Below are 25,708 nucleotides of genomic sequence, written 5' to 3'. Positions count from 1 at the left end.
TATATGTCAATGAGGCTGACATGCTCTCTTGAGCGTCGCCGTCATCTCGGTGCGTGCCACGCCCAGCTCCTCTCCGCGGTCAGCGCTGATTCGCTAGCTGGGCTAAGTGACGGCTCGACTGTGCCTTCGCTCCCAATCGGCCGGTGCGGGCTCGGCCCGGGGAATGTGGCAACGGTGACCCGGTGTTCGCTGTAGGTATGGCTGATGAAATCGAATTGAGCCCGAGGGGCTGGGTGCGCGACCAGACCGAACGGATTTTGAGTCAAGGCACGACCGATGGAGTCGAGGTCTTCGACCGGCCCATCGTTCTGCTGACCGTCACCGGGGCGAAGTCCGGCAAGCAGCGCTACGTACCGTTGATGCGGGTCGAGAAGGATGGTCGCTACGTCATCGTCGCGTCGCACGGCGGCGCCCCGGAACATCCGGTTTGGTACTTCAACCTGAAGGCGAACCCGGCGGTGACGCTGCAGGATGGCGACAAAGTTGTCACGTTGACCGCTCGCGAGCTCGACGGCGCCGAGCGCGAGGAGTGGTGGCAGCGGGCCGTTGAGGCATTCCCTCCCTATGCGGAATACGAGGCGAAGACGGCACGTCAGATTCCGGTTTTCATTCTGGAGTAACCGCTTTCCATCGGACGGCGTTATTGCAAGTGATGAATACCGAAAAATTTGCATTCGATATGCGCTCGGCCCGTCCGGTTGACCCCTTGTGCTCGCCCCACATACCTTCGAACGCATAGGCCAGGCATGTCCGCCGAACAAAGACGTTCGTGGTAGCTCTAACCGCCTGTGCTGCACGGCTTTACACATTTCCTACCTGCCGTGATCGGGTGGTTGTCGAACGCCCACCGCTAATTGACCTATTCGGGGGAGGGCCGGTGCAACAGGTGGAACAGCCAGTTCGCGAGGATGTGGAGAAGGCAGCGCCATCCCGAATCGACCGGATGCGCGAGACGCTGCCGTATGACCTGCCGGCCTCGTTGGTGGTCTTTTTGGTGGCGCTTCCGTTGTCACTCGGCATCGCAATTGCTTCGGACGCGCCGGTTCTCGCGGGTTTGATCGCAGCGATTGTTGGCGGCGTGGTTGCCGGATGGATCGGCGGCTCACCTCTGCAGGTGAGTGGGCCGGCCGCGGGACTTACTGTCGTGGTCGCCGACCTGGTCTCTCAGTTTGGCTGGGCAATAACATGTTTTATCACCGTGATCGCGGGGATCCTGCAAGTCCTGTTGGGATTCAGCCGGATTGCGCGGGCCGCACTGGCAATCTCGCCCGTCGTGGTGCATGCCATGCTGGCCGGAATCGGAATCACGATCGCTTTGCAGCAAGTACACGTATTGCTGGGCGGCGCTTCCAAGAGCTCGGCCTGGAGCAATGTCATCGGCCTGCCCGCACAGATCCTCGGCGCCCACCGACCGGGTCTTTTCCTGGGCCTGTTGGTGATCGCCATTCTCGTTGCCTGGCGCTGGGTTCCGGCCCGGGTTGCCAAGGTTCCCGGCCCACTCGTCGCGATCGTCGTGGTCACCGCTATTTCGGTGATCTTTCCGTTCAATGTATCCAGGATTGTCCTGGATGGCTCCGTCATCGAGGCGTTGCACCTGCCGTCGCTGCCGCAGGGGAACTGGGGAGCCGTTGTCGTCGCCGTCATCACCGTCACCCTGATCACCAGCGTGCAGAGCCTGCTGACCGCGGTATCGATCGACCGGATGCATACCGGCGCCCGAACCGACTTCAACCGCGAGCTGATTGGGCAGGGCGCGGCGAACATCGCGTCGGGTGCGGTCGGTGGGCTTCCCATCGCGGGTGTCATCGTGCGCAGTGCGGCCAACGTGAATGCCGGTGCGAAAACGCGCGTCTCGACCATCTTGCATGGCATTTGGATACTGGTCTTCGCCGTACCATTCGCGGGGCTCGTCGAAAAGATCCCCACTGCGGCACTCGCCGGCCTTCTCATCGTGATCGGCATCGAGCTGCTGAAGCCGGCACATATCGAAACCGCTTTGCGCAACGGCGATCTCGCTGTCTACGTGGTGACCGTGCTCAGCGTCGTTTTCCTCAATCTGCTGCACGGCGTCATGATCGGACTCGCACTTGCTGTCGCCGTGACCGGATGGCGGGTGGTGCGGGCCAGGATCGAGGCCAAACCCGTTGGTGACGGATGGCACGTCGTCGTCGAAGGTGCGTGCACCTTCCTGGCATTGCCACGCCTCACCGGCGTCCTGTCATCCGTTCCCGAACGCACTTCGGTCACGATTCACCTGCTCACGAACTATCTTGATCACGCCGCGCACCAGGCGATCAGCGACTGGCAACGACGGCACTGCGCTACCGGCGGACAGGTCCACGTTCGTGATTCGGTCGACGCGCGCGACCGTGACGCCCTGGCCTCTGGCGGACTCATGGAATCCGTTGGCCCCGAGGCGAAGCCAGCGAAGGCGAACCGCCGCAACGTACACCTGAGCCTGGTCGAGGAGTTGTCCGCGTCCGGCGGCAAGTAAAGCCGCTAGGTCAGGTCGGTGGCGACCTGTTCCAAGGCGGCGAGGTGCTCGTCGACGCTCGCGAAGCCGGCCTTCATGGTGTTCACCGACAGGTGACTGGCACCGGCGGCCTTCCATGCGCCGACGGTGGCGGCGAGCTTGTCGCGGTCTGCGGTCCAGCTGACCCGGCCTTCCAGAGGCGAGAGACTCGGCTTCAAGCATGATGTAGTCGTGACGGCTAAGAAGGTCAGTGGGGTGCTACGGGTCGGCGAGATGGAGCCGACCTTCGAACACGAGTTGGCCACGCGCTACGAGATTCCGGCGCTTCCCGACGGAACCGCGCGAACTGAGTTCCTGGTTGAGCACGGCGCCGATGTGCGCGTGCTGGTGACGTCGGGATCGCCCGGCGCCGATGCCGCCACCATCGCGGCACTGCCCAATCTGGAGGTGATCGTCAACAACGGGGCCGGGGTGGATCTGATCGATTTGGGTGCGGCGAAGCGCCGCGGCATCGGCGTGAGCAACACTCCCGACGTGTTGTCGGACACAGTTGCCGATACGGCAGTGGGCCTGATCTTGATGACGCTGCGGCGTTTCGGTGCCGCCGATCGCTATGTGCGCGCCGGTCGATGGGCTCGCGAAGGCCCTTTTCCCTATGCCAGAGATGTCAGCGGCCTGCAGGTCGGCATTTTAGGGCTGGGCCGAATCGGGTCGGCGATCGCGACCAGGCTCCTCGGCTTCGACTCCGCCATCGCCTATCACAACCGCCACCGCATCGAGGGATCGCCATTCCGCTACGCCGAGTCGACGGTGGAACTCGCAGAGTCGGTCGACGTGCTGGTCATCGCTACGACGGGCGACCGCCACACTCGCAAGCTGGTCGACCGTGCCGTGCTGGAAGCATTGGGCCCCGAGGGTTATTTGATCAACATCGCCCGGGGCAGCGTCGTCGATGAGGACGCGCTGGTGGAACTGCTGGCTGCCGGGCAACTCGCAGGTGCGGGGCTGGACGTCTTCGCCGACGAGCCGCGGGTACCGGCGGAGCTGTTCGACTTGGACAACGTGGTGCTTCTCCCGCACATCGGCAGCGCCACCGCGCGGACCCGGCGGGCAATGGCGCTGCTGGCGATCCGAAATCTCGACAGCTACCTCGACACCGGCGAATTGGTCACACCCGTCTTATCGCCCAACCGTTAGAACCTGTTTAAGGCAGTTCGTCGCTATGACCTGGCGATTCTGGATGGCTATCCAGCTGTGGCCGAAGCGATACTCGCAGAAGGTTATTGCCCCAACCGCATCTGGGTATGTGGCATTTATGGATTCGCTACAGCCGGAGACTGCCACGCCGGTGCGGCTGACGCTCGCCGGCACAGCCCGCCCGGATACGGCGGCGCAGTGGCGTCGTGCGCTGCAACGGTGGCTGCAGCAGGAGGTGCACGCGCCGGAACACATCCGTGAAGACGTCGTCCTGGGCGTCAACGAAGCGCTGGCGAATTGCGTTGAGCACGCCTATCGCTCGCATCACCAGGTCGGCGCCATGAAACTTCAGGCCAGCTACGACCCGGACGCCGAGTCGATTCGGGTGTGCGTCAGTGACCGCGGTAGCTGGCGGAAGCCCACCTCCCGGCACTACAACGACCCTCACGCATCGCGCGGGATCATGCTGATGCACGGCCTAGCCGATCACTGCACCATCCACGCCCGGCCCAATGGCACCAGTGTCTACCTGGATTACGCGACCGACGCGGACCTCGTCGCTCAGCAGCACCGTTGAAGCACCTTTCAGCAGAGTTCAGCCACCTGATCTTGCCGAGGGCGTGAACTTCACCGGCATGTTCTCCAGACCGCTGACGAAGTTCGCGGGACGCAGCGGCAGCGGCTGATCGGACGCCAGCCGCATGTCGGGAAGACGCTTCAGCAGCCGCTCGAGCATGATCGACAGCTCCAGGCGCGCCAGCTGATTGCCCAGACAGAAGTGGGTTCCGAACCCGAATGCCAGATGGTTGTTGGGGTAGCGGTCGATGCGGAAGCTCTCCGGATCTGCGAACACCGCCGCGTCGAAGTTCGCCGATTCGAATAGCAGGATGATCTTCTCGCCCCGCTTGAGCTGCGCGCCGTGAAAGTCCAGGTCGGCGGTCATGGTGCGGGCCATGTTCTTGACCGGGGCGGTCCATCGAAGCATCTCCTCGATCGCGTTGGGTAGCAGCGCAACGTCCTCGACCAGCCGCTGGTGCTGCTGGGGGTGCCGCAGAATCTGCGCGGTACCGCCGGAGAGCGTGTGCCGGGTGGTCTCGTCGCCGCCGATCAATAGCAACAAAACCTCCGTGACGATCTCGTGGTCGGCCAGCTTCTCGCCGTCCACCTCCGCGTGCACCAGCACGCTGACCAGGTCATCGGTCGGATCCGCCTTGCGCGCCGCGATCATGCCGGTCATGTACTCGGTGTAGGCGGCGAACGCGTCGACCGAGACCTGAAAGTCCTCTTGCGCGGTCGTGCTGCTCAGCAGGGTCACCATGTCGTCGGACCAGCGAAGAAACATTTGGCGTTCCTCCGGAAGCACCCCGAGCATGTCACCGATCACGGCCATGGGGAGCGGAGCCGCAAGGTCCCAGACGAAGTCGCACTCGCCCCGTTCGCAGACGTTGTCGATGAGCGCATCGCACAGTTCGCCGATCGAGTGCTCCCTGTCCTTGACGCGTTTGCGGGTGAAGCCCGCGTTGACCAGCTTGCGCCGAAGCAGATGCGCGGGGTCATCCATCGCGATCATCATCGGCGGCGCGTCCTGGTCCGGGCGGATACCGCCGGCGTTGGAAAACAACTCCGGCGCCCGTTCGGCTTCGATCACCGCCTGGTAGGTCGCTGCGGCCGCCAGGCCGTTGCGGTCCCGAAAGACCGGTTCGTTCTCGCGCATCCACCGATAGACCGGCCGTGAGTCGCCCGCATAGAAGGCGCCGTCGGTCAGATCAATATCGGGTCGTAACTGGTCGCGCGTATCGCTGGTGCCTGGCACGGTTCGCCCCTCCCGCATGCGGTTACTTACCGTGGACCTTACAGTAGGAGCTGTGGTATTCCCCACCAAAGGATTCGGCGGACGAATCTGCCGTCGTATCGCCTGCCGCACGCGCACGTGGTACGGCAAGCGACGCAACGCATTCAGATGCCTGCGATGAGTTCCAAATCCTTCAGGGCCGCCTCGAGGTGACCCAGCATCCGCTGTAAATGCGGGACGCTGCGGCGGCAACCGACCAGACCGAAGTCGAGATTGTCTGCGTTATTGGTGACGGTGATGTTGACCGCCTGGCCGTCCAGGGGGATCGACAGAGGATAGTTCCCGTCCAATCGTGCTCCGCGCCAATACAATTGGTCGCGGTTGCCGGTCGACACATTCGAAATGACGATATTGAAGGGCGGCGAGGCCGCGGACAGGTAGCCGGGGATCAGGCCGAAGAACAGCCCCCCGATGTTGAACGCGGACAATGCCAACTGCTGAACCGGGGGAAGCTGCCAGAACACCTCTTTGGTCTCGCGGATGGACGCGCTGATGGTCTCGAGCCGCTTCGCCGGGTCGTCGAGGTTCGTTGCGAGATTGCACAGGAAGGTCCCGACGTTGTTCCCGCCGCGATCGTCGTCGTCCTTGCGCAGATTGACAGGGACCATGGCGGTCAGGGGCGCGTCGGGGAGGGCGTTCTGATCGATCAGATAGGCGCGCAGGGCCCCGGCGGACATCGCGAGGACGACGTCGTTGATCGTCGCACCGGTAGCCGACTTCACCGCTTTGATGCGCTCCAGCGAGTAGGACTGGGCCGCAACCCGCCGGGCGCCGCCGATCCGCACGTTGAACATGGAGCGCGGCGCCCGAAACGGCAGGGTCAGTTGTTGTTCGAGCAGCGCCGCGCGCGCGAGCTTGAGCGTGGACGGCGCCAAGGCGAATGCCGACCCAGCCGTGCGACCGACCCGGTCAAAGAGTGACGACTGGTGGCCTCGCCCGCTGCGCTTGCGCGGACCCAGGTTCCACGGCACACGCACCTCGTCGTCGTGCGGATCCGACGTGAAGGCGCGCTGCATCAGGCGTAGCGCTGAGACGCCATCCATGAGGGAGTGGTGATACTTCGTGTAGACCGCATACCGACCGTCCTGAAGCCCTTCGACGAGGTGTGCCTCCCACATCGGACGGTGCCGGTCGAGCAGGCTGCCGTGCAGCCGGGAGGCCAGTTCGAGCAAGTCCCGGACTCGTCCGGGTTCGGGCAGCGCGGACCGGCGCAGGTGGTAGTCGAGCTCGACGTCCTTGTCGAAGGACCACGCCACGTTCGTGATGCCCCCGAAGAAGGCGGGATGCTTACGGAAGGTCGGCTGTACGTCGGTGCACTCGAGCATCGCTTGATACGCCTCGCGCACGAAATGAGGACCGGCATCCTCCGGGGGCTCGAAGAGCTGCAGTGAGCCCACGTGCATCGGATGTTCGCGCGACTCGCCGATGAGGAACAACGCATCCATCGGTGATATCGGTTCCATAGCCGTTCCCATCCCCTCCGCTGTGCCGCACATCCGGCGCACGCCCCTTTCGTATTAGCCACAGGAAGCGTTTGCTAATCCCCGCGCAGCGTTCGGGCTCGCGACCGGTCAGCGCGCTTGCGCACGCATTCGTTTGGGTATTGACGCTCAAGGGGGTGACGATGGCGGCGGATTCGGGTTGTCCCAAGCGGATGGAGTTCGGGCCGTGCGGAGGGGTGCGCCCGGACGGACTGTGCGAGATGCGCCCGAGTCCGTGTGTGTTCGACGACGTGGTGCCGTGGTCGGGCCATCGCCCCACCCCCCGCTTCGCGAGCGCTCCGCGGGTGCTCACCGACTTCAGTGCCGCCCCATTCGATCCCGGTGACATCGCAGCGACCGCGGCCATCCTGGCGCCGGGCTGCGACGCCGTCCTGGTCGGCGAGCATCAGAACAAGCCCGACTTCCCTCCGACGCTCATGGCGTCGCTGCTGCTCGACGCCGGCGTGACGCCGTGGATCACGCTGTCGTGCCGGGACCGCAACCGCGTGGTCCTCGAGCAGGAGTTGAGGGGATTGCGCAGCATCGATGTCGACACGGTGTTGTGCGTGACCGGGGACGGACGCGGCTACGACGTGCGTCCCGACGTCACGCAGACCTTCGACCTCGACGGGCCCCGCCTGGTGTCGCTGGCCGCCTCGGTCGGCATGGCCGCCGCGGTACCCGAGACGCCCACCGCTCCACCCGTGCACCGCCGGCCGGCTCGGTTGGTCGAGAAGCAGCGAGCCGGAGCGAGCCTGGCGGTGCTGAATCATGCGCCTTTTCCGGACATGATCGGCGATTTCATGACGACAGCGCGATCGGCCGGCTTGACCATCCCGGTGATCGCGTCGGTCGCGGTGTTCACCGACAGCATCTCTGCGGCGGTGCTGGAAGGCCTGCCCGGACTTGAGCTCGATCCCGCTGTGACGCAACGGGTCTTGAGTTCGCCGGATCCGGTGGCCGCCGGTATCACGGCGGCGGTGAGCGAGGCGCGGGCGCTCTTGTCGATCGAGGGCATCGAGGGTGTCAACGTGTCGGGACTTGCGTCGGCGTCGGGTCCTCGTGTCGGCGCGGAGATCAAGGCCGAGGTCGGTCGTCGGATCCGGGCGGATGCCCCGTGAACCGCGCCGCGACGATGCAATGGGGATGCAGCGATGGGGAGGAGGGGCGCCCGTGACGGATGCGATGGAGGCCGAGTTCGACACCGTCGCCGAATGGACGGCGCAGGTGGCGGCGGAACTCGGGCCGGACTACCACCTGCCTGCCGGCTGTCGGGGAAGCGGAAGTCCGGCCGCGCTCGACTGGCTCATCGACCGGATGGAGCTGGCGCCCGGCGGCTTGCTTCTGGATTCCGGCGCGGGTGTCGGGGGCCCCGCCGCCTACGCCGCCCGATCCGGCGCGGTGCGGCCCGTGCTCGTCGAACCCGAAACGGGCGCCTGCCGCGCGTCGCAGAAACTGTTCGGCTTTCCTGTGGTGTGCGCACTGGGATCGGCCCTGCCGATGAGAGACGCGAGTTTCGACGCCGCCTGGTCGTTGGGCGTGTTGTGCACGACACCGGACCAACTCGCATTGCTCACGGAGTTGCGCCGCGTCGTGCGGCCGGGTGGGCGCATCGGCTTGCTGGTTTTCGTCGCACACCGGGCCGTACCGTCAAACACTCTGGAAGGCAATCACTTTCCCACGCCAAGCGGATTGCGTGAGCTATTGACAGGGGCCGCACTTCACGTCGAGCATTGGCTCGGCACCGCGGACCTGCCGCCGATCGCCGACAGGTGGAACGAGCGCGTCGACACGGTGGAGAGCGTCCTCGGCGACCGGCACGGACACACGGAAGCCTGGCAGTTGGCCGAACGTCAGAGTTCACGGATTGGTCGGCTGCTCGAGGACGGCACGCTGACCGGTGAGTTGTTGGTGCTGCGCCGCCAGCCGGATGGCTAGCGCCCCGTGGCCTGGAAGATGACCCGGCGCGCGATCGCGACCGCATGGTCGGCGAAGCGTTCGTAGAAACGGCCCAACAGGGTGGCGTCCACGGCGGCGGCGACTCCCTGCTTCCAAGCGGGACTCATCAGCACCGCCAGCAGCTGATGGTGCAGCTCGTCCATCGCGTCGTCGTCGTGGCGAATCTGGGCGGCCCCGCGCGGGTCTTGCGACACCAGCACTTGCCGTGCTCCGAAAGCCAGTGCCTCGGCCGCCTCGCCCATGGCGGCGACGTATGGCCGCACCTCGACAGAAACGGCCGGGTAGGGGTGACGGCGGCGGGCGATCTCAGCAATGTGCACGGCCAGCTCGACCATCCGTCGCGCGTCCGCGGCGATCCGGATGGCGCTGACGACCGCGCGCAAATCCGTGGCCACGGGCGCCTGCAACGCCAATAACGCAAATGCGGTTTCCTCCACGTGAGCGTCGAGAGCGACGATGTCCCGATGCCCGGCGATGACGCATTCGGCCGTCGTCAAATTCGTCTCCAGCAGCGCCTCGCTCGCCTGCGTGATCGCCTCGGCCGCCATCGCGCACATATCGGCGAGCTGGTCGGTCAGCATGTCCAGCTGCTGGTGGAAACCGGTCCTCACCCTGAAAGGGTTAGCTCGTCAGCGCGCGAGATAAACGTGCCCACGCAAGAACGATGCAAGGTTCGCCCCCGATTGCCCGCTAGCTGATGCCCTCGGCGAGCGCGCGGGCCTCCCGCTCGGATTCGACGGCGGGCCCGGAGCCGGGCAACGGTTTGCGGGCGACTTCCGGGGTGAACAGCAAGGTGATGGCTCCCACCACACCAGCGAAGATCAGCATGTAGGCCGGCACCATCACATTGCCGGTGCCGGACACCAGCGCCTGCGCGATCAGCGGTGTGATGCCGCCGACGAGTGAAATCGAGATGTTGTACGAAATCGCCAGCGCCCCGTAGCGCACGTTGGTGGGAAACAACGCCGGCAGCATGGCCGGTCCGGTGCTGTCGAAGCACAGTTCCATCAGGCCGATCAACAGCACCCCGATGAAGATCACCGGGTACCAGGCACCGAAGCGGATGAGCAGGAACGCCGGGACGGAGGCCGCGATGAGCAGCCCACAGCCCGTCCACATGATGGGTTTGACGCCGATCCGGTCGGACAAGCCGGCGACGAGCACCACGGTGACCATCAGGATCGCCAGCGTCGACACGATCATGACCAGTCCTGCGGTGTGCCCGACACGGACGAAGAGCCTGAGATAGGTCGGCAGGTATCCGGTGAGCATGAAGTCGGCGACCTGGGAGGTCAGCACCAACGCGGCGCAGATCAGCATCGGGCGCCACTGCGCCGCGACGGTGCGCAGAATCTGCTGCCCGCCTTGGCCGCCAGGCGCGGGCGCGGCGTCGTTGGCGCTCTGGTAGGCGGAGGACTCTTTGAGCCGGAGCCGCAAGTACAGGGCGACCAGGCCGAAAGGGAAGCCCAACAGCAAAGGGATCCGCCAGCCGTAGGTCAGCATGGCGTCGTCCGGCAGCCAGGTCTGCAAACCGGTCACCAGCAGCCCGGCAAGAACGAATCCGACCAGGTTGCCCATCGGCAAGAAGCCGACCATCATGCCGCGTTTGTGGTCCGGGGCCTGCTCGACGAGATAGGTCATTGCGCCGACGTACTCGCCACCGGTCGATAGGCCCTGAAAGATTCGCGCGACGACGAGCAGGATCGGCGCCCAGATGCCGATGGTGCTGTAGGTGGGCAGCAGGCCGGTCATGGTGGTGCTCACCGTCATCATGAGGATGGTGACCACCAGCACCCGGTGCCGTCCGATCCGGTCGCCCAGCGGGCCGAAAATGAATCCACCGAGGGGGCGCACCACGAATGCCGCCGCCAGCGTGCCGAAGGTCGCGATGAGGTGGACGCCGCTCACGCTCTTGCCGGGATAAAACACCTGGGCGATCGTGGTGGCGATATAGCCGTAGACCCCGAAGTCGTACCACTCCATGAAGTTGCCTATGGCGGTGCCCATGATGGTTTGGCGCATAGCCGGATCGGCGACCCTGATGTCTTTACGTGCCCATTTCCTCCGGCGGCGGTGTGGAATACCCATCGGTTGATGGCTTACCCGAAACGTTCCCGGGACGAACCGGCGGGGTCGGGTAATCAGGCGCACCGACGGGCTGTCCGCAGGCCGCCGCGCTGATGCGGCGAGGCCGTGGGTGGATGCGAGTGCGTCCGGAAATTGCCAGCTAGCACGCGTCGGTGGCGCCGGCGTCGACGGCCTCGCTCAGGGGCCCGGACCGAGATTCGTTATTCGCGTCACGTCGGCGTGACCTAGGCGCGGCTCATTGGCCTTTCAGGCTCCCGATGCGCAGCGAGAAGTCGGTGGGCTTGGGCTGCGTCGGCCCCTCGAACTGTTCGACGTAGCGCCGGGGGTCACGATCCGTGATCGGCAGGCCCTCGGTGGTGGGGTGCTCGGCCATGAACTCGCTGTATTGACGGCCGAGGGCTTCACGAAGCCCAATGGGCGCGTTGCGCCGAAAATCCGACAGCCCCTCTCGTTCCTCCTCGGCCATGTGATCGTCGTTGGCCACCCGGGTGCGCCCGACGGCCGCCCACCACTGTTCACTGCCGAGTGCGGCGGCGTCGGCGTCGCGCACGCCGTCGCGAATGTCATTGTGGTCGCCGATCGCGTCGAGGGTCTCGCCTTCGGCGTCCTCACCCCCGCGTTGGAGCAGTTGGGGGTAGAAGATCTTTTCTTCGATGTAGGCGTGCACGTCCAGCTTGTCGGCAAGCGGGCGCCACACTCGGTTGAGCGCGGCCCGGTCGTCGGGGCGCTGGGCCTGCAGATCGTCCAGTCGCGCGAATTGTTCCCGGAACCACTCGTGGTCGGCGAGGATCAACCTGGTGATGTCTGCCATCGGGAGAGTCCCGCCTCTCTGAACGCCGGTCAGCCGGGCTTACCCGGTTTACCAGCTGAGGTAACAACTCGGCGCGTGATCCGTCAACCGCGCGCGTCCGCTGACTCACGGACCTTTCTCGAGTTTGCCTGCGCCACAGACGCTTTACTTCGTTGACGCTCGCGTAAGTCATCTGGTGGCCGTGCGCTGTCAGGGACGCCGTCCGCGCGGTTTTCCTTGGCGCTGTGGCCCTGAACAGGAACTCGCCGGAAGGGCGCGGTCATCCGGGCGGATACACTGGTGCGTCAGTCAGGCGATCAGCTTCGATCGCACCCGAATCAAATAAGAATCAGTCAGAGGTTGTGCCTTGTCCGAAACACCCGGCGATGCCGTCAGCTTGGAACCGCATTTCGAGGACGTACAAGCGCACTATGACCTCTCTGACGAGTTCTTCGCGCTCTTCCTAGACCCCACGCGGACCTATAGCTGCGCCTATTTCGAGCGCGACGATATGACACTGGAAGAGGCGCAGTACGCCAAGGTCGACCTCTCCCTGGGCAAGCTTGGACTGCAACCCGGCATGACGCTGCTCGACATCGGGTGCGGGTGGGGCACCACCATCGTCCGCGGCCTCGAGAACTACGACGTCAACGTCGTCGGTCTCACGCTCAGCCGCAATCAGCAGGCACACGTGCAGCGCCGCCTGGACAGTCACCCTTCGCAGCGGTCGAAGCGGGTGCTGCTGCAGGGCTGGGAGCAGTTCGACGAGAAGGTCGACCGGATCGTTTCGATCGGCGCCTTCGAGCACTTCGGACGCGACCGGTACGACGAATTCTTCAAGAAGGCCTATGAGGCGCTACCGGCCGACGGCGTCATGATGCTGCACACCATCATCAAGCCCAGCGACGAGGAGTTCGCCGAGCGTGGGCTGCCCATCACCATGACCAAGCTGCGCTTCATGAAGTTCATCATGGACGAGATCTTTCCGGGTGGCGACCTGCCACAGGCCAAGGGCGTCGTGGAGCACGCCGAGCGCGCCGGCTTCGGTGTGAAGCTGATCCAGCCGCTGCGCCTGCACTACGCCCGCACCCTCGACACCTGGTCGGCCGCGCTCGGGGCGCGCCGGGACGATGCCATCGCCATCCAGTCCGAAGAGGTCTACGACCGGTACATGAAGTACCTGACGGGATGCGCCGAACTGTTCCGTGAGGGCTATACGGACGTCGCCCAGTTCACCCTCACCAAGGGCTGACGGCAACTCTCCCGCCGGCGGATCGGGCTCCCCGGTCGGCCGGAGTGCGGTTTACCGGTCAGATTCTGCGGGTAATTCCACGGCAACAACCTGTTTCGGTGCGCGCCGGTGTACTTCGGTGTAACGCCGCTGGAAGGATTGACCGTGAGCGCCAAACACCGCATGCCGGAGCCACTGGAGCAAACTGCCCACCGTGGCCGTTGGCGTGGGCTGTCGGGCCCCGCGTCGGTATGCGACATCGTCTCCGCTTCGCTGTTGGGTGCCGCCTGCGTGATGGCGCTGGTGCTCAACGGAGCCCAGCCCGAGAGGCGCGCTGTCGCCGCCGATCTCGAACCGCCGGCCACCTCGCAGCCGGTGAGTCAGGAAGGGACCGTGGTGGCCGTGTCGGCGGACTCGGTGACGATGCGCGGGGTCGACGGGCGTATCCAGACCTATCGGCTCACCCCGGACACCACCGTGGTCACCCGCGGTGCGCGTCAACCCATCACCGCCGTACCGCATTTCACGGTCAACGACAAGGTCGTCGTGGTGGGGACGATCGAGGGTGGAACGGCGCTGGCGACCGCGGTGGCGTACCGGGGTGCGGGACATGGCGAAGCTCCCCCGTTGGATTACCTTGACGGTCAAGCGGTTCCACCCGGCGCCGCCTGAGCCGACAACACGGGCAACGGGTTGGTGTTCTACAAGCCACTGGAGCGATAGAGTTTCGAGAAAGCCGGTGCGCGTTCACTTTCCGGTGCGCTCTCGGTGTTTGCAGCCCGGCCAGCAGCAAGGCCGGCGCTTGCCCTCTTCCAACTCCTCCTGGGTCCGACGGATGCGGCGCTCTCGGGTCGACTGCTGCTTGGCATCCTCGACCCAACAGATGAATTCGTTGCGGGCCAACGGCGTGATGTCCTTCCAGGCGGAAAGCGCGGTGGCATTGCCGATCAGTGACTCGCGCAGATCAGCCGGCAACTTGTGCACGACACCGCCCGGCACTCGCTGGCCGCTCATCGGCCCACCAGGTGCGCGCTGTCATCGTGTAATTCGTCCCGGCGCAGCGTCATTGGGGTGAGCGCCGGAACGTCGCCACCCGCGACCACGGCGCGCGTGAGGGGGGTGAGCGCCTGGAACAGCACCTCCACCTCGTCGTCGCTGAGGGCGTCGAGCGCTGACAAGGCCAGCGTGTCGGTCGTCAACTCGATGTGGTCCTTCAGTTCCCGCCCGGCCGCGGTCAGTGTTCCGTTGTCGTCGAGCAATCCCCGCTCGGCCAGTGCGTGTTCGTGTTGACGCCAGGATGTCTCGTCGTAATCACGGGTGCGGGCAATGTAGTCGCGAGCGACGTTGCCCGCCGCGGCGTGTAGGACGTTGGATTCCCGACCGGAGACGCCGGCCGCGGCCAGCACTGCCACGTGCGCGTCGCCGCGCTGTTCGCGCAGCAGCGTGGTGGCGTGCCACAGGGTGGACAGCGGATCGTCCGGCCAGGGCAGCGCCACGTTCGCCGCGAACAACGGCCGCGCATCCAGGGGCGCGTGGCGGGCCGCCCTACCCGCCAGTTCGGCTGCAATACGCACATTTTCATTGTCTGAGTCCAGGCCGTAGCGGCGTAGCGCCGCCACCGCCGACTCTTGCCGTGCCCGCAACGCGGCCTGCGGATCCGCGATCTCCCATGCCGCCGGCAGTGCCTTGGCGACCCGTTCGGGTGCGAAGTTGTAGAAGACCGCGGTGACCACCTCCCGAGGCGCCACACCCAACGGCGCCGAGCGTGCCGCGAAATAGCCCATCCAGAAACCCCGATAGCCCAGTGCGTCCAGCGCGGCACGCGCCTCCGGAGCGAAATAGGTCACCGCGTGCACCGGTTCGTAGCGATCGAAAAAGCGTCGGGCCAGCACCGGTTGTCGTCGCATGCTCGCAGTTAACCACTGGAGGTGTCCGCGACAAAGCACGGGACCTGCGGCGGGAAAAGCGCCCCACCTTAGGCTCGAGTGGTGACCATTGCCTATGACCAGCCTTTGCGTGACCGGATTCGGAACAATCTGGCAGGCCACAACCGCCGCGCGGTAACCGATCCGACGAAGCGGCATGCGGCCGTCGCGGTGGTACTGGTCGATTCGCAGGTGGGGGAGGACCGCGTCGATCCGGTCGCAGTGGACGACTGGAATGCCGGGCGTCCGATGCCCGCCGCCCATCTGGACGGCCGGATGGTCGACGTGTCCGGTGGTGCCGCTTTTGTGCTGTGCCGCAGGGCATCTCGTCTCAGTTCGCATGCGGCGCAGTGGGCGCTGCCGGGCGGGCGCCTCGATCCGGGTGAGACCGCGGTCGACGCGGCGTTGCGGGAGCTGCGTGAGGAGGTCGGCGTCGAGCTGTCCGATTCGACCGTGCTGGGTTTGCTCGACGACTACCCCACCCGATCCGGGTACGTGATCACCCCGGTGGTGGTCTGGGGAGGGGGACGGTTGGAGCTTCGCCCCGCGCCCGACGAGGTCGTCGCCGTGTACCGGGTTGGGCTGCACCAACTCCAGCGCGACGATTCGCCACGGTTCATCACCATCCCGGAAAGCCCGCGACCGGTCGTGCAAATCCCCCTGGGGAATGACCTCATCCACGCGCCGACCGGCGCGGTGCTGCTGCAGCTGCGTTGGCTGTGTCTGGAAGGGCGAGCCGATCCGGTCGACGAGCTGGAACAGCCGGTTTTTGCGTGGAAGTAGCTCTCGCACAACGCCTGGCGCCGTCGGGCTTCTCGCGTCGCTGACCTCAGCGCGGGCCAGGGGCGCCGAACAGCGCGTTGGCCAATTCGACCAGCGATGTGCCCGAGACGTCGAACGTGCCCGTGGGTTCGGAGTCCGGATCCCGGCCGGGCCCGAATTCCTGCGGCCGAGAAACGAAACCGGTCGCCAGACCGCTGTTCTTGGCCGCGTCGAGGTCGCTGGGATGTGCCGCCACCAGCATCACTTCACCGGGTTCCAGACCGAGCAGGTGTGCGGGCGTTTGGTACGCACGCGGATCGGGCTTGTAGGTCTTGCCGACATCGGAACCGAGCACCACATCCCACGGCAGACCGGCGTACTTCGCCATATCGACCAGCAGCCCGGTATTGCCGTTGGACAGCGGCCCGACGATGACGTGCCGCTTCATGGCCGCGATGCCGTCGACGCTGTCCGGCCACGGCGGCAGCCAGCGCCACGCGCGGGCCAGTGCCTCGACCTCGTCACCGGGCAGCACCTCGGTGTCGATCCCGAACTGCTCGAATGAGGCGAGCAGGTTTTCTTTATGCAGAACGTCAAGCGACACGAATCCGCGACGGCCCGAGAGAACCTCGGACATCGACGGCAGGTACCGGCTGCGCCATTCCAGCGCGAACTCACCGGCGTCGACGCCCAGACGGTGGCGCTGCGCGAAATCGCGGACTGAGGCGGCGATCCCGGAACGCCAGTCGACGACCGTCCCGAAGGTGTCGAACAAAACGGCACGCACTGCCCGGCCCGTCGAGGGCGATCGGTATTCGGTCATTCCTCAGGCTAACGTCGCGCGCGACGGGGCGACCGGGTCGTTTTCCGAACTCAACGGCGGGTAGCAGCCCTGCGCCGCGAACGCCCGGAGCCCGCAGCGCCTGCCGACAGGCGACGTTCGGCGATGCTCAGCGCGTGTTCGGCCCACCGGATGTTCTCCTCCTCGAACGAGATTCCGCGCATCAACGTCAGGTAGGGGCCAATTCGATCGGATTCGACCAGGTACTCGTCCTCGCTGCGCCCGTCCAGCATTCGCGCCCGCAGCCGCTCGTAGCGCTGCACCTTGGCGGCCGCCCATTCCAGCCGTTCGCGAATGAATCCGCGGACCGCGTCGAGGTCGCCCGCGTCGGAGGCTTGGACCTTGACCAGCAACTCATCGCGGATGACCGACGGCTTCGGCGCCCTGGCGGTGAACTGCCGGATCGCCTCACGGCCGGCGCCGGTCAGCGAGAACATGCGCTTGTTGGGCCGGCGTTCTTGCTGCACGATTCGGGCCCGAATGAGGCCTTGCGCAGCCAGCCGGTCGAGTTCGCGATACAGCTGCTGTGGGGTGGCCGGCCAGAAGTTGGCGACCGAGGCGTCGAAATCTTTCGCCAGGTCGTATCCGGACGATTCGCCCTCGAGGAGGGCGGCCAACACCGCGTCACGCAGCGACATCGATCGATGCTACAACAATGCTATTAGTCAACAAAGTGATTAACCGCACTCTGGACAACCGCCTGCGAGCGCCCTAGCGTCGAACCCACCTACTCAACTAGTTGACTATGTGAGGTCGCGATGCATCCGTTCCGCAAGGCCGTCGAAGAGCGCGATGAGAACGGCATCCAGGCGATGTTGGCCGACGGCGTCGTCTTCACCAGCCCGGTGGCGTTCAAGCCCTACGTCGGCAAGCCCATTACCGCCGCGATCCTGCGCGGTGTGTTGCGAATCTTCGAGGACTTCCGCTACATCCGCGAGATCCACGACCCAGGCGGGCACGATCACGCCTTCCTGTTCGAGACCGGGATAGTCGGGGTGCCAGGGGTGAAGATCACCGGCTGCGATTTTGTGCACTTCGACGACGACGGTCGCATCGACGACTTCATGGTGATGGTGCGACCCCTGTCCGGCGCGACGGCGCTGTCGGAAGCGATGGGCGCACAGTTCGAGCGCATCCAACAGGAGGCTCTCGAATTGGCCAATCAATCCGGTACAGCGTAGAAGTAATGACCATGCGGATTGGGCTGAGCGTCAATTATGCGGGCGGTTTCAAGGACGTGGCCGCCGAAGTGGCCGACCTGGAACGCGCCGGACTGGACATTGTCTTTGTCCCCGAGGCGTATTCGTTCGACGCGGTGAGCGCGCTGGGCTACCTGGCCGCGAGCACCGAACGCGTCGGGTTGGCCTCGGGCATCCTGCAGCTCTACACCCGCACGCCCACCCTGACCGCGATGACCGCGGCCGGCCTCGACTACGTATCCGACGGCCGGTTCACCCTCGGCCTGGGCGCCTCCGGGCCGCAGGTCATCGAGGGCTTCCATGGTGTTCCCTACGACGCGCCGATCGGCCGCACCCGTGAGGTCATCGACATCTGCCGCCAGGTGTGGCGGCGCGAGACCCTCCAACACCAGGGCAAGCACTATACGATCCCGCTGCCCGCCGACCAGGGCACCGGGCTCGGCAAGCCGCTCAAGCTGATCAATCAGCCTGTCCGCGAGCGGATTCCGATATTGGTCGCCGCGCTGGGGCCCAAGAACGTCGAACTGGCAGCGGAGATCGCCGAGGGCTGGCAACCGATCTTCTATCTGCCCGAAAAGGCGAACGAGGTGTGGGGAGATTCTCTGGCCGCCGGCCGGGCGAACCGCGATCCCAGCTTGGGCGAGCTCGACATCTATGCCGGACCCGTCCTGGCCATTGGCGAAAACGTGGAACCCTTACGGGAATTCGTCAAGCCGCACCTGGCGCTCTACATCGGCGGAATGGGCGCCAAGGGCAGGAATTTCTATCACGCCTTGGCCACCAAATACGGCTACGGTACCCAAGCCGACCGTATTCAAGAGCTTTACCTGGCCGGTGACAAAGACGGCGCGGCCAAGGTCGTGCCCGACGATCTGGTGCGAGACGTCAACCTGATCGGCAGCCGCGAGTTCGTCAAGGAACGTTTGGCGGCGTTCCGTGCGGCCGGGGTAACCACCCTCAACGTGGCACCCATCGCATCCACGACGGGTGAACGGGTCAAGCTGATCGAGACGCTGCGCGAACTCATTTGATCGGGGAGGCACCAATTCAGCCTTGCCGGTGACTATCCCGTCGTAGCCGCACCGCCCTGGTGACCGCCACTGCCGAGGCAAGAACCGCCATCACGGAAAGGATCACCACCGAAACCGCCGAGCCGACGGTCGCCAGGACCAGCGGAAGCCCGAAGCCGACGTACGTGACGACATAGAACACTCCGGTCAGCGCGCCGCGCAGCTGCGGTGGGGCGGCGGCCTCCAGGTCGATCAGCCCTTCGCGCAGGCACAGACCCGAAGCGCAGCCGAGTACAAGCAAGAGCGGAAACCCCAACGCCTGGCTGAGGGCGGGCGGCGCCATCGCGGCCAGCGCGTAGCCGAGCGCGGCCAGCACCGCGCCCGCGGTACCCGCCTGCGGCCCCCACCGGAGCACGCGGGCCAATACCTGGACGACACCGCTGACACCGTTGACGATCAGGGTGGCCGTGCCCGCGGCCATCGGAGCCGCGAGCGCGGTGTGTAGCCGGGTGGGGATGGTGACGAAACCCAATGTCGCCGAGGCGTATACCCACGGCGCGAGCGGCATCGCCCAGCTCAGGGCGCGGCTGAATCCGCGCGCCGCCGGCGCCGCCCGGCCCGCGTCGTAGTCCGTGGCCGGCCCGGTCACTTCGGTGCGTCGGGCAGCGCCGATGACGGCGAACGTCGCCAGCACCACAATGGCGGCGGCCACACCGAAGGAGACCTGGACACCGGATCGTCCGGCGCAGACGATGAACCCCCCCACGAAAGGGCCGAGCGCGAAACCGGCCGTCAACACCGCTCCGGCGGTAGCGGCACCCGCGGGGCCCCTCAGATCCGATGCCCACGCGGTGCACGAACTGATGGCAAGGCCCACACCGATCCCGACGATGAGCCGGCCCAGCAGCAGTGCGCCCGTGTGCTGGGACAGCAGCATCACCGCCGTCCCCACCAGTGCGGCCCCCGAACCCGTCAGCGCCACGGACCGGCGCCCGAGCGCGTCCGACACGCGTCCGCCCACGAGCAACCCGGGCAGCAGCCCCATCGCATAGATGCCGAAGATCCCGTCGAGCGTGGCGGTGCTGAGGTGCGCGCTTTCGCTGATCGCCGGCATCAACCCGACGAAGTGATTGGCGACCCATCCCGTGGCCAACAGCAGCGCCAACACGCTGGCAAACAACGCCTGGGTCGCTACCGGCTCACGCCCCGACCGGGCCCTGCCATCGTGGCCGACGCGCACATTCGACGAGGTCACGGAGCTCCTCCCTCCCCAATCCAAGACGCGTGAGCGGCCGACCGACCATGGTAGAACGCGCACTCACCCGGGCGGTTATTCCCGCGGTTATTCCCGATGGGGGCGATCACACCGCCGCGTGGGCGCGACAGCACCGGTTCGGCGCGCCCGCCTGCAAACACGGCGCTCACGGGTTCGGAGCACCCTTCGTGGTTTGAAATCAGGCGATTTGGTGTACTGATACCACTACTCGCACCCAGGAAGGCAAATGATGAAGTACATTGCGGCAGCCACGATCGCGATCTCCGTCTTGCTGTCCAGCGCGTGTTCGGCCTCACAGGTCATCAACACCGGCGGCGATACGAAGTGCAAAGATTTCACCACCCAGGACGAGAAGAAGCAGAACGACGAAGTCAGCAAGATGCTCAAGGACAAGAACGGAGCGGATCCGAGCAATGTGGAGATCTCCGCAACGCGGCTCTCGGCGATGACGTACTGCCAGACACTCGGCAAGCCCGACACCAAGATCTCCGAGGCACCGCACGGCTGACGGCGGCTGCCGACGCGCGCAGCCGGTTCCCGCATGGGCGTCCGCTGCACGCAATCACAAAGCGCCTCGCGGTGTTTCGCGGCGACCGGCGTGACGGTTGGGTCGGGCGCTCGAATCAATCGGCCGGCTTGGGCACGCTCACCGATGGGGCCCTGGGAGCCGTGGAGACCCGGATCGCGGGGCGGCGTGGGTAGCCCGCGTCAGCAGACACGCGGCGGTGAGCAGTTGCCAGGCGATGATCGAGTACACGCTTCCGCGTTCCCATGCGCCGTTGGGCAGCAGGACCGACTTTGCCGTCGCCGAATTGACCATCAGCATAGCGATAGAAGAAAAGCCTAAAGCTGCAATCACTTTGGAAGCCAAGCGGTACCAGCGGCAGTCGGCAAGCGCCTCGATGGCGTCGGGGCCCGTCAAGATGGCGGCGTTGCCCCCGACTATCGCGAGCGCAGCGCCGTCGACGTGCACCGTGCCGCTGTGCACTGTCCCGATCACCACGTTGCCGACCGCATTTCCGGCGACGGCACCCAAAAACATTCGGGCCCTTCGGTTGTCGGGTACTCCCACGATCAGCGACGCTCCGAGCAGGAACAGAATGCCCTGCAGGTAGAACGCCGCGTGCATCAGGTACGCCCGCGGTGAGTACACCGTTCGTCCGCGAACCAGCCTGCCGCTGGGGAGGCCGAGATCGCTGATGTAGTCGCGGGCATAGCTGTAGGCGGGCTCGAAGCCCGCGGCGGCGACGGCCTCCAGGACCAGGTAACCACCCGCGGCCACGCACCAGAGGGCCGCTCCACGCGTGCTGGCCAAGTTGGCCGCTCCTTTCTGGCGGGCTGGACGAACGACCGGACGCTGCTCCGTCTGTGACGCCATGCTTCCACGTGGGCCGGCATACCCGCACAATTACGCGATGCGTGCAGTGCTGGAGACCTCAAGAATCGCGGCTTATCCATCGCGCGCCGTTGCGGGTGTTCGTCGATGTCTGCCGACCGTCGCGCTGTTGCTCGCGCTGATGGGATGCGGGGGAGAAGCACACAACCCTGGCGCACCGGCGGCAGGTCGCGAGTTCGCGGGCCCGATCGACATCGGCGGCGGCCGGCACCTGTATCTCACGTGCCGTGGAAAAGGCGCACCCACAATCATTTTGGAGTCCGGATATCACAACTCGTCGGATCCGTGGGGCCAGTCCGACGCCGCTACGCCGGCAACGGGTCCGGCGGTGCTGCCGTCGCTCGCCGCGGACCACCGCGTCTGCGCCTACGACCGGCCCGGCACCCTGCGCTATCCCGATCCGCCCAGCATCACCGACCGCAGTTCGCCGGTGGCGATGCCACGGAGCGCCCAAGACGTTGTCCAGGATCTTCATGCGCTGCTCGCCGCCGCCCACCTTCCGGGCCCGTACGTCCTGGTCGGGCACTCGCTCGGTGGGCTGTTCATTCGGCTGTACGCCCAGACCTACCCCGACCAGGTGCGGGCGCTGGCGTTCGTCGATGCCTTTCCGGTGGAAATACCGGACCTGATGGGCTCGGACTGGCCTGCCTACCGCCAGGCGTTGGACCAGCCGTTGCCCCAGTTCGCGGACGCGCCGTCGTTCGAGGAAATCGACATCGACAAGAGCGTCGCCCAGGTTGGCGCGGCCCCCGCGTTACCGCCCGTAGCGACCGTCGTGATGACCAGGACCGAACCGTTTGCGGTGCCCGGCACCGTCACGCCCGAGCAGAGCGGGAAGCTGGAGCAGGCGTGGCGCGAGGCCTCGGCGGATCTGATCGCGCTGCGGCCTCAGACACCGCACATGATCGCGACCGGCAGCGACCACTTCATCCAGGTTCACCAGCCCGACTTGGTGGCGGCCGGTGTACGTCTGGTGATGCAGAGGTCGGAAACGACGCGGTGACCAGATCGGGCCGCGTGTGGGCGCCGTTCAGAAGAACGTCCCGGCATGCGGTGCTTCGGGCACGGCGAACAGTTGATCGGCCACGTCCAGCGCCACCGCATCGTCAGCCCGGGCCAGCCCCGCCGCGGCAAGGCTGCGCCAACTCGTGCCGCCGAGCAGCGCGGCGCCAAGCCCCTCGATCTCGACGCGCACATCGGCGCGGCGGGTTGTCGGTTCGGCGCCGGCGCCGGTGATCGTGAAGCTCGCCGAATTCTTCGGCAGCAGCGGGTCGTTCACCGCGAGTGTGACGGTTCCGCTACCGCTATAGGATCGCGCCGTCAGCGCACGCTCCGCGTCGATGACACGCAGCCATGTTTCGTCGTACACCGCGGTGACCTTCGCCGCGCGGCGATCGACGAACAGCCAGGGCAGTGCGTCGTCGATAGGTAGCATCCAAAACATGACTCGGTGAACAAGATCCAGGCCGAGCAGGAAACGCAGCAACCCGTAATAGGCGCCGGCGGTCGGCGCGAAGAAATCCTCGACCACGATGGTGCGCTGGTCGCTGACGAACCAGTCCTCGGTGCCGCTCGGCCGGTAGCGGGCGAAACCCGTCTCGGCGCCCGGTTCGCCATGCGCGGCGACATACCAAGCCCCCGAGGAGGATTCGGCTCGACGCCGGGCGCCCTCCCACCAAACTCCGGGGCGGTCGATCGTTCCGGGACGGGACGGGCGATTGGCCTCGTAAACGCGCGGCAGAACGTCCCAGGTTTCGGCGGCGCCCAGCAACCGCACCGGTCCACCCAGGCCGACCGAGGGACGAAACGCGGCCCGCGCGTTCGTAACCTCCACGCTCTGGGCATAACTCGCGACGCCGTAGCCGTAACGTTCATAGATGGTGGCCTCCGACGCCCGCAGCGACGCGACGACCTCACCACGCGCCGCGATGTCGCGAAGCTGGTGATGGATCAATTCGGTCGCGACGCCCCGTCGGGTGAACGACGGCAACACACCCACGTGGGTCACGGCGGCGTGACCCACGGTGGTTCCGCCCGGAAGGGTCAGGGTGCTCGTCACGGCGTCGGCGGTGCCGACGAGTCGTCCGTCGACGAACGTGCCGATGGTGCGGCCGGGCTCGAACAGCTTGCTGAGCTGGCCGCCCGGCGGGTTCTGCAAGGGCGGCAGACCCACCATCGCGGTGCGGAACAACTGAGCTGCGGCGAGGAGGTCGTCGTCGGTGTCCAGGATCCGGATCGCGGTGGTCATTCGGCCATCATGTCGTGCGCGGGGCGTGGGCTCGGTCGAACCCCCGGCCGCTAACGGATGGGCAGGCCGGTCACCGCCCGCGATATCACCAACCGTTGGATCTCGCTGGTGCCCTCGAAGATGGTGAAGATTTTGGCGTCGCGGTGCATGCGCTCCACGGGGTAGTCGCGGGTGTAGCCGTTGCCGCCCAGGATCTGGATGGCCTCGTCGGTGACGTAGACCGCGGCCTCGCTCGCGACCAGCTTGGCCATCGAACCCTCCGCCGAGTCGAAGTTCTGGTTGTTGCGCGCCATCCAGCCGGCCCGCCACACCAGCAAGCGGGCCGCGTCGATGCGGCTCTTCATGTCCGCCAGCTTGAATGCCACCGCCTGAAACTCGCCGATCTTGCGGCCGAATTGCTCACGCTGGCAGGCATAGTCGAGTGCGTACTCGTAGGCGGCCCGCGCCACGCCGACCGCCATCGCCCCGACCGTGGGTCGGGTGCGCTCGAAGGTCTTCATGGCCGCCTGGCCACCGGTCGAGGCGCCGGACTTGACCCGGGCGATCCGCGCCTCGAACTTCTCCCGCCCGCCAAGGATGGCGTCCTCGGGCAGGCGGACGTTGTCGAGCACCACCTCGGCGGTGTGCGACGCTCGGATCCCGTGTTTCTTGAACTTCTGTCCCTGCGCCAGACCTTTGGTGTCCGGACCGATGACGAAGCTGGCCTGGCCGCGGGTGCCGAGTTCGGGATGGACCGAAGCCACCACGATGTGCACGTTGGCGATGCCGCCGTTGGTGGCCCAGGTCTTGGTGCCGTTGAGCACCCACTCATTGGTCGCCTCGTCGAAGCGAGCCCGGGTGCGGATGCCGCCGACGTCAGAACCCGCGTCGGGCTCAGAGGAGCAGAAGGCGCCCAGCTTGGGCTCGTCGGACGTACCGAACATTTCGGGCAGCCAGCGCCCCAGTTGTTCGGGAGTTCCATTGCCCGCCAACGCCGCTGCGGCCAGGCCGGTGCCCATGATGGACAGCGCGATGCCGGCGTCACCCCAGAACATCTCCTCGAACGCCGTCAGCATGCCCAGGCCGGTCGGCTCGGCCGCCTGCTGCGCGAAGAAGTCGGGGGAGTACAGGCCGACCTTCGCGGCTTCCTGGATCACCGGCCACGGGGTTTCCTCCCGTTCGTCCCATTCGGCCGCGGCCGGACGGATGATGTCGGCCGCGAACTTGTGCACCCAATCGCGCACCTCGATCACGTCGTCGCTGAGTTGTAGTGAAAATGTCACAGTTGTGCTCCTGAAATAGGTTGGGAGACTAACGGTTTCTGTACTGTTTGAGGACGCTGACCGTTTGCTTGACCCACGCCTCGAAATACCGCTCTTCGTCGGTGTTGCCGGGCAGGCGACCGGTCAGCGCTTGCAGAGTCGCGGCGTAGGACAGCGACCCGATGGCGACGGCCGCGGCCGCTTCCGGATCGGGAATGCTGGTGCGGCCGGACCGGTTCGACGCCACCAGCTCGTCAGCGAAGCGCTGGTAGGCGTTGTCGGTGATCACCTGCCACGTCTTTTCGTCGAGATCACCGAGCTCGTCGGGTTCACGCAGCATCACCTTGAGTAGATCCTCGCTCTGTTTGAGGTTGCTCCAGATCAGCTGCCCGGCGATGCGCACCGCCCGCTCAACGCTGCCCGGTTGCCCGGCGTCGTATTCCTCCCGCGCGGCCACGATGCTGTCGATCCGGTGCGCAACCGCTGCCTCGAGAAGCTCGCGCTTGGAGCCGAAGTGCTTGTAGAGCGCACCCGAACCGGGCGCCAGGCCCGATTCCCGCTGGATGTCGGCCACCGACGTCGCCGCGTAACCCTTGGCGGCAAAAAGCCGCAGCGCTGCCGACAGCAGCCGGTCACGTCCGGAGGCGAGCATGGTGAGAGAGTACTCACTCACCCTGGTCAAGGCAAGATTCGTCCGGTTTTGGCAGGTGACGGCGGAGAAGGCGATGCGGCTAGCGTT

27 protein-coding genes and 1 pseudogene are annotated in these 25,708 nt (G+C 65.9%); 13 read left to right on the top strand and 15 right to left on the bottom strand.

Annotation, left to right across the window (positions count from 1 at the left end; all coding sequences use genetic code 11):
* Positions 1 to 197 precede the first annotated feature (197 nt).
* Both AC5Y4H_RS02625 and AC5Y4H_RS02620 read left to right on the top strand, forming a co-directional pair.
* Positions 198 to 620, top strand: a complete 423-nt coding sequence (locus AC5Y4H_RS02625; protein ID WP_499978340.1) for a nitroreductase family deazaflavin-dependent oxidoreductase — start codon at positions 198 to 200, stop codon at positions 618 to 620.
* 323 nt (positions 621 to 943) lie between these two features.
* Positions 944 to 2,494 carry a SulP family inorganic anion transporter gene (locus AC5Y4H_RS02620; RefSeq protein WP_499978621.1) on the top strand — a complete coding sequence of 517 codons (1,551 nt, stop codon included), beginning with the start codon at positions 944 to 946 and terminating at the stop codon, positions 2,492 to 2,494.
* Positions 2,495 to 2,499: 5 nt separating this feature from the next.
* Here the strand turns inward: AC5Y4H_RS02620 and AC5Y4H_RS02615 are convergent.
* A pseudogene (locus AC5Y4H_RS02615) lies at positions 2,500 to 2,670 on the bottom strand (LLM class F420-dependent oxidoreductase); the annotation flags it as partial.
* 76 nt (positions 2,671 to 2,746) lie between these two features.
* Between AC5Y4H_RS02615 and AC5Y4H_RS02610 the strand changes: the two are divergent.
* Positions 2,747 to 3,670, top strand: coding sequence for a 2-hydroxyacid dehydrogenase (locus AC5Y4H_RS02610; protein ID WP_499978619.1), 924 nt, complete (start codon positions 2,747 to 2,749; stop codon positions 3,668 to 3,670).
* Between the two features lie 151 nt (positions 3,671 to 3,821).
* On the top strand, positions 3,822 to 4,247 hold the full coding sequence (locus AC5Y4H_RS02605) for an ATP-binding protein (protein ID WP_499978618.1): 426 nt from the start codon (positions 3,822 to 3,824) through the stop codon (positions 4,245 to 4,247).
* Between the two features lie 18 nt (positions 4,248 to 4,265).
* Here the strand turns inward: AC5Y4H_RS02605 and AC5Y4H_RS02600 are convergent, their stop codons facing one another.
* A complete protein-coding gene (locus tag AC5Y4H_RS02600) occupies positions 4,266 to 5,501 on the bottom strand; it encodes a cytochrome P450 (protein WP_499978339.1) in 1,236 nt (411 codons plus the stop codon).
* Positions 5,502 to 5,626: 125 nt separating this feature from the next.
* Positions 5,627 to 6,985, bottom strand: coding sequence for a WS/DGAT/MGAT family O-acyltransferase (locus tag AC5Y4H_RS02595; protein ID WP_499978338.1), 1,359 nt, complete (start codon positions 6,983 to 6,985; stop codon positions 5,627 to 5,629).
* A 161-nt stretch (positions 6,986 to 7,146) separates the two neighbouring features.
* On the opposite strand from AC5Y4H_RS02595, the gene AC5Y4H_RS02590 reads away from it, so the two are divergent.
* Positions 7,147 to 8,124, top strand: coding sequence for a methylenetetrahydrofolate reductase (locus tag AC5Y4H_RS02590; protein ID WP_499978337.1), 978 nt, complete (start codon positions 7,147 to 7,149; stop codon positions 8,122 to 8,124).
* A gap of 52 nt (positions 8,125 to 8,176) precedes the next feature.
* On the top strand, positions 8,177 to 8,941 hold the full coding sequence (locus tag AC5Y4H_RS02585; protein WP_499978334.1) for a class I SAM-dependent methyltransferase: 765 nt from the start codon (positions 8,177 to 8,179) through the stop codon (positions 8,939 to 8,941).
* Here AC5Y4H_RS02585 and phoU read toward each other — a convergent pair.
* The 3 genes from phoU to AC5Y4H_RS02570 all read right to left on the bottom strand — a co-directional run bounded on the left by phoU (position 8,938) and on the right by AC5Y4H_RS02570 (position 11,861).
* Positions 8,938 to 9,573: a phosphate signaling complex protein PhoU gene (gene phoU, locus AC5Y4H_RS02580; protein ID WP_499978332.1), complete on the bottom strand. Its 636-nt coding sequence runs from the start codon at positions 9,571 to 9,573 to the stop codon at positions 8,938 to 8,940. The two genes, AC5Y4H_RS02585 and phoU, sit on opposite strands and share 4 nt — an antisense overlap.
* A 79-nt stretch (positions 9,574 to 9,652) precedes the next feature.
* A complete protein-coding gene (locus AC5Y4H_RS02575; RefSeq protein WP_499978616.1) occupies positions 9,653 to 10,984 on the bottom strand; it encodes an MFS transporter in 1,332 nt (443 codons plus the stop codon).
* A gap of 301 nt (positions 10,985 to 11,285) precedes the next feature.
* The gene (locus tag AC5Y4H_RS02570; protein ID WP_499978331.1) at positions 11,286 to 11,861 is read right to left on the bottom strand and encodes a hemerythrin domain-containing protein; all 576 of its coding nucleotides are present in this window, start codon (positions 11,859 to 11,861) and stop codon (positions 11,286 to 11,288) included.
* 346 nt (positions 11,862 to 12,207) lie between these two features.
* Here AC5Y4H_RS02570 and AC5Y4H_RS02565 point away from each other — a divergent pair, with 346 nt between their 5' ends.
* Both AC5Y4H_RS02565 and AC5Y4H_RS02560 read left to right on the top strand, forming a co-directional pair.
* Positions 12,208 to 13,092 (top strand): cyclopropane mycolic acid synthase family methyltransferase, encoded by an 885-nt coding sequence (locus tag AC5Y4H_RS02565; RefSeq protein ID WP_499978330.1) that lies wholly within the window; start codon positions 12,208 to 12,210, stop codon positions 13,090 to 13,092.
* Positions 13,093 to 13,236: 144 nt separating this feature from the next.
* Positions 13,237 to 13,743, top strand: a complete 507-nt coding sequence (locus tag AC5Y4H_RS02560; RefSeq protein ID WP_499978328.1) for a hypothetical protein — start codon at positions 13,237 to 13,239, stop codon at positions 13,741 to 13,743.
* Positions 13,744 to 13,818: 75 nt separating this feature from the next.
* Here the strand turns inward: AC5Y4H_RS02560 and AC5Y4H_RS02555 are convergent, their stop codons facing one another.
* Positions 13,819 to 14,085 carry a YdeI/OmpD-associated family protein gene (locus tag AC5Y4H_RS02555; protein WP_499978327.1) on the bottom strand — a complete coding sequence of 89 codons (267 nt, stop codon included), beginning with the start codon at positions 14,083 to 14,085 and terminating at the stop codon, positions 13,819 to 13,821.
* The gene (locus AC5Y4H_RS02550) at positions 14,082 to 14,978 is read right to left on the bottom strand and encodes an SCO6745 family protein (protein ID WP_499978325.1); all 897 of its coding nucleotides are present in this window, start codon (positions 14,976 to 14,978) and stop codon (positions 14,082 to 14,084) included. The genes AC5Y4H_RS02555 and AC5Y4H_RS02550 overlap by 4 nt, the downstream gene beginning before the upstream one ends.
* A gap of 81 nt (positions 14,979 to 15,059) precedes the next feature.
* Between AC5Y4H_RS02550 and AC5Y4H_RS02545 the strand changes: the two genes are divergently transcribed.
* The gene (locus AC5Y4H_RS02545) at positions 15,060 to 15,779 is read left to right on the top strand and encodes an NUDIX hydrolase (protein WP_499978324.1); all 720 of its coding nucleotides are present in this window, start codon (positions 15,060 to 15,062) and stop codon (positions 15,777 to 15,779) included.
* A 46-nt stretch (positions 15,780 to 15,825) separates the two neighbouring features.
* On the opposite strand, the gene AC5Y4H_RS02540 is transcribed toward AC5Y4H_RS02545, so the two are convergent.
* Entirely contained in the window at positions 15,826 to 16,581 is a 756-nt protein-coding gene (locus AC5Y4H_RS02540) for a haloacid dehalogenase type II (protein WP_499978322.1), read from the bottom strand.
* A gap of 50 nt (positions 16,582 to 16,631) precedes the next feature.
* Positions 16,632 to 17,237 carry a PadR family transcriptional regulator gene (locus AC5Y4H_RS02535; protein WP_499978320.1) on the bottom strand — a complete coding sequence of 202 codons (606 nt, stop codon included), beginning with the start codon at positions 17,235 to 17,237 and terminating at the stop codon, positions 16,632 to 16,634.
* Positions 17,238 to 17,357: 120 nt separating this feature from the next.
* Between AC5Y4H_RS02535 and AC5Y4H_RS02530 the strand changes: the two genes are divergently transcribed.
* Positions 17,358 to 17,780, top strand: a complete 423-nt coding sequence (locus AC5Y4H_RS02530) for a nuclear transport factor 2 family protein (RefSeq protein ID WP_499978319.1) — start codon at positions 17,358 to 17,360, stop codon at positions 17,778 to 17,780.
* Between the two features lie 11 nt (positions 17,781 to 17,791).
* Complete coding sequence (locus AC5Y4H_RS02525) at positions 17,792 to 18,829, top strand: LLM class F420-dependent oxidoreductase (protein ID WP_499978615.1); 1,038 nt, start codon at positions 17,792 to 17,794, stop codon at positions 18,827 to 18,829.
* Positions 18,830 to 18,845: 16 nt separating this feature from the next.
* Here AC5Y4H_RS02525 and AC5Y4H_RS02520 read toward each other — a convergent pair whose 3' ends face one another.
* Entirely contained in the window at positions 18,846 to 20,063 is a 1,218-nt protein-coding gene (locus AC5Y4H_RS02520; protein WP_499978318.1) for an MFS transporter, read from the bottom strand.
* A gap of 247 nt (positions 20,064 to 20,310) precedes the next feature.
* On the opposite strand from AC5Y4H_RS02520, the gene AC5Y4H_RS02515 reads away from it, so the two are divergent.
* Positions 20,311 to 20,592, top strand: a complete 282-nt coding sequence (locus AC5Y4H_RS02515) for a hypothetical protein (protein WP_067357681.1) — start codon at positions 20,311 to 20,313, stop codon at positions 20,590 to 20,592.
* A gap of 138 nt (positions 20,593 to 20,730) precedes the next feature.
* Here the strand turns inward: AC5Y4H_RS02515 and AC5Y4H_RS02510 are convergent, their stop codons facing one another.
* Entirely contained in the window at positions 20,731 to 21,399 is a 669-nt protein-coding gene (locus AC5Y4H_RS02510) for a DUF998 domain-containing protein (protein WP_499978317.1), read from the bottom strand.
* Between the two features lie 100 nt (positions 21,400 to 21,499).
* Here AC5Y4H_RS02510 and AC5Y4H_RS02505 point away from each other — a divergent pair, with 100 nt between their 5' ends.
* Positions 21,500 to 22,483 (top strand): alpha/beta fold hydrolase, encoded by a 984-nt coding sequence (locus tag AC5Y4H_RS02505; protein WP_499978315.1) that lies wholly within the window; start codon positions 21,500 to 21,502, stop codon positions 22,481 to 22,483.
* Positions 22,484 to 22,510: 27 nt separating this feature from the next.
* On the opposite strand, the gene AC5Y4H_RS02500 is transcribed toward AC5Y4H_RS02505, so the two are convergent.
* From AC5Y4H_RS02500 to AC5Y4H_RS02490, 3 genes are read right to left on the bottom strand one after another with little or no spacing between them, the layout of a single operon-like run.
* Positions 22,511 to 23,728 carry a GNAT family N-acetyltransferase gene (locus tag AC5Y4H_RS02500; RefSeq protein WP_499978314.1) on the bottom strand — a complete coding sequence of 406 codons (1,218 nt, stop codon included), beginning with the start codon at positions 23,726 to 23,728 and terminating at the stop codon, positions 22,511 to 22,513.
* A 50-nt stretch (positions 23,729 to 23,778) separates the two neighbouring features.
* Positions 23,779 to 24,990, bottom strand: coding sequence for an acyl-CoA dehydrogenase family protein (locus AC5Y4H_RS02495; RefSeq protein WP_499978313.1), 1,212 nt, complete (start codon positions 24,988 to 24,990; stop codon positions 23,779 to 23,781).
* 28 nt (positions 24,991 to 25,018) lie between these two features.
* Positions 25,019 to 25,621: a TetR/AcrR family transcriptional regulator gene (locus tag AC5Y4H_RS02490; RefSeq protein WP_499978613.1), complete on the bottom strand. Its 603-nt coding sequence runs from the start codon at positions 25,619 to 25,621 to the stop codon at positions 25,019 to 25,021.
* Positions 25,622 to 25,708 lie beyond the last annotated feature (87 nt).

The organism is Mycobacterium sp. NGS58, assembly GCF_059812385.1.
This window is presented reverse-complemented; position numbering and strand designations above follow the sequence as displayed.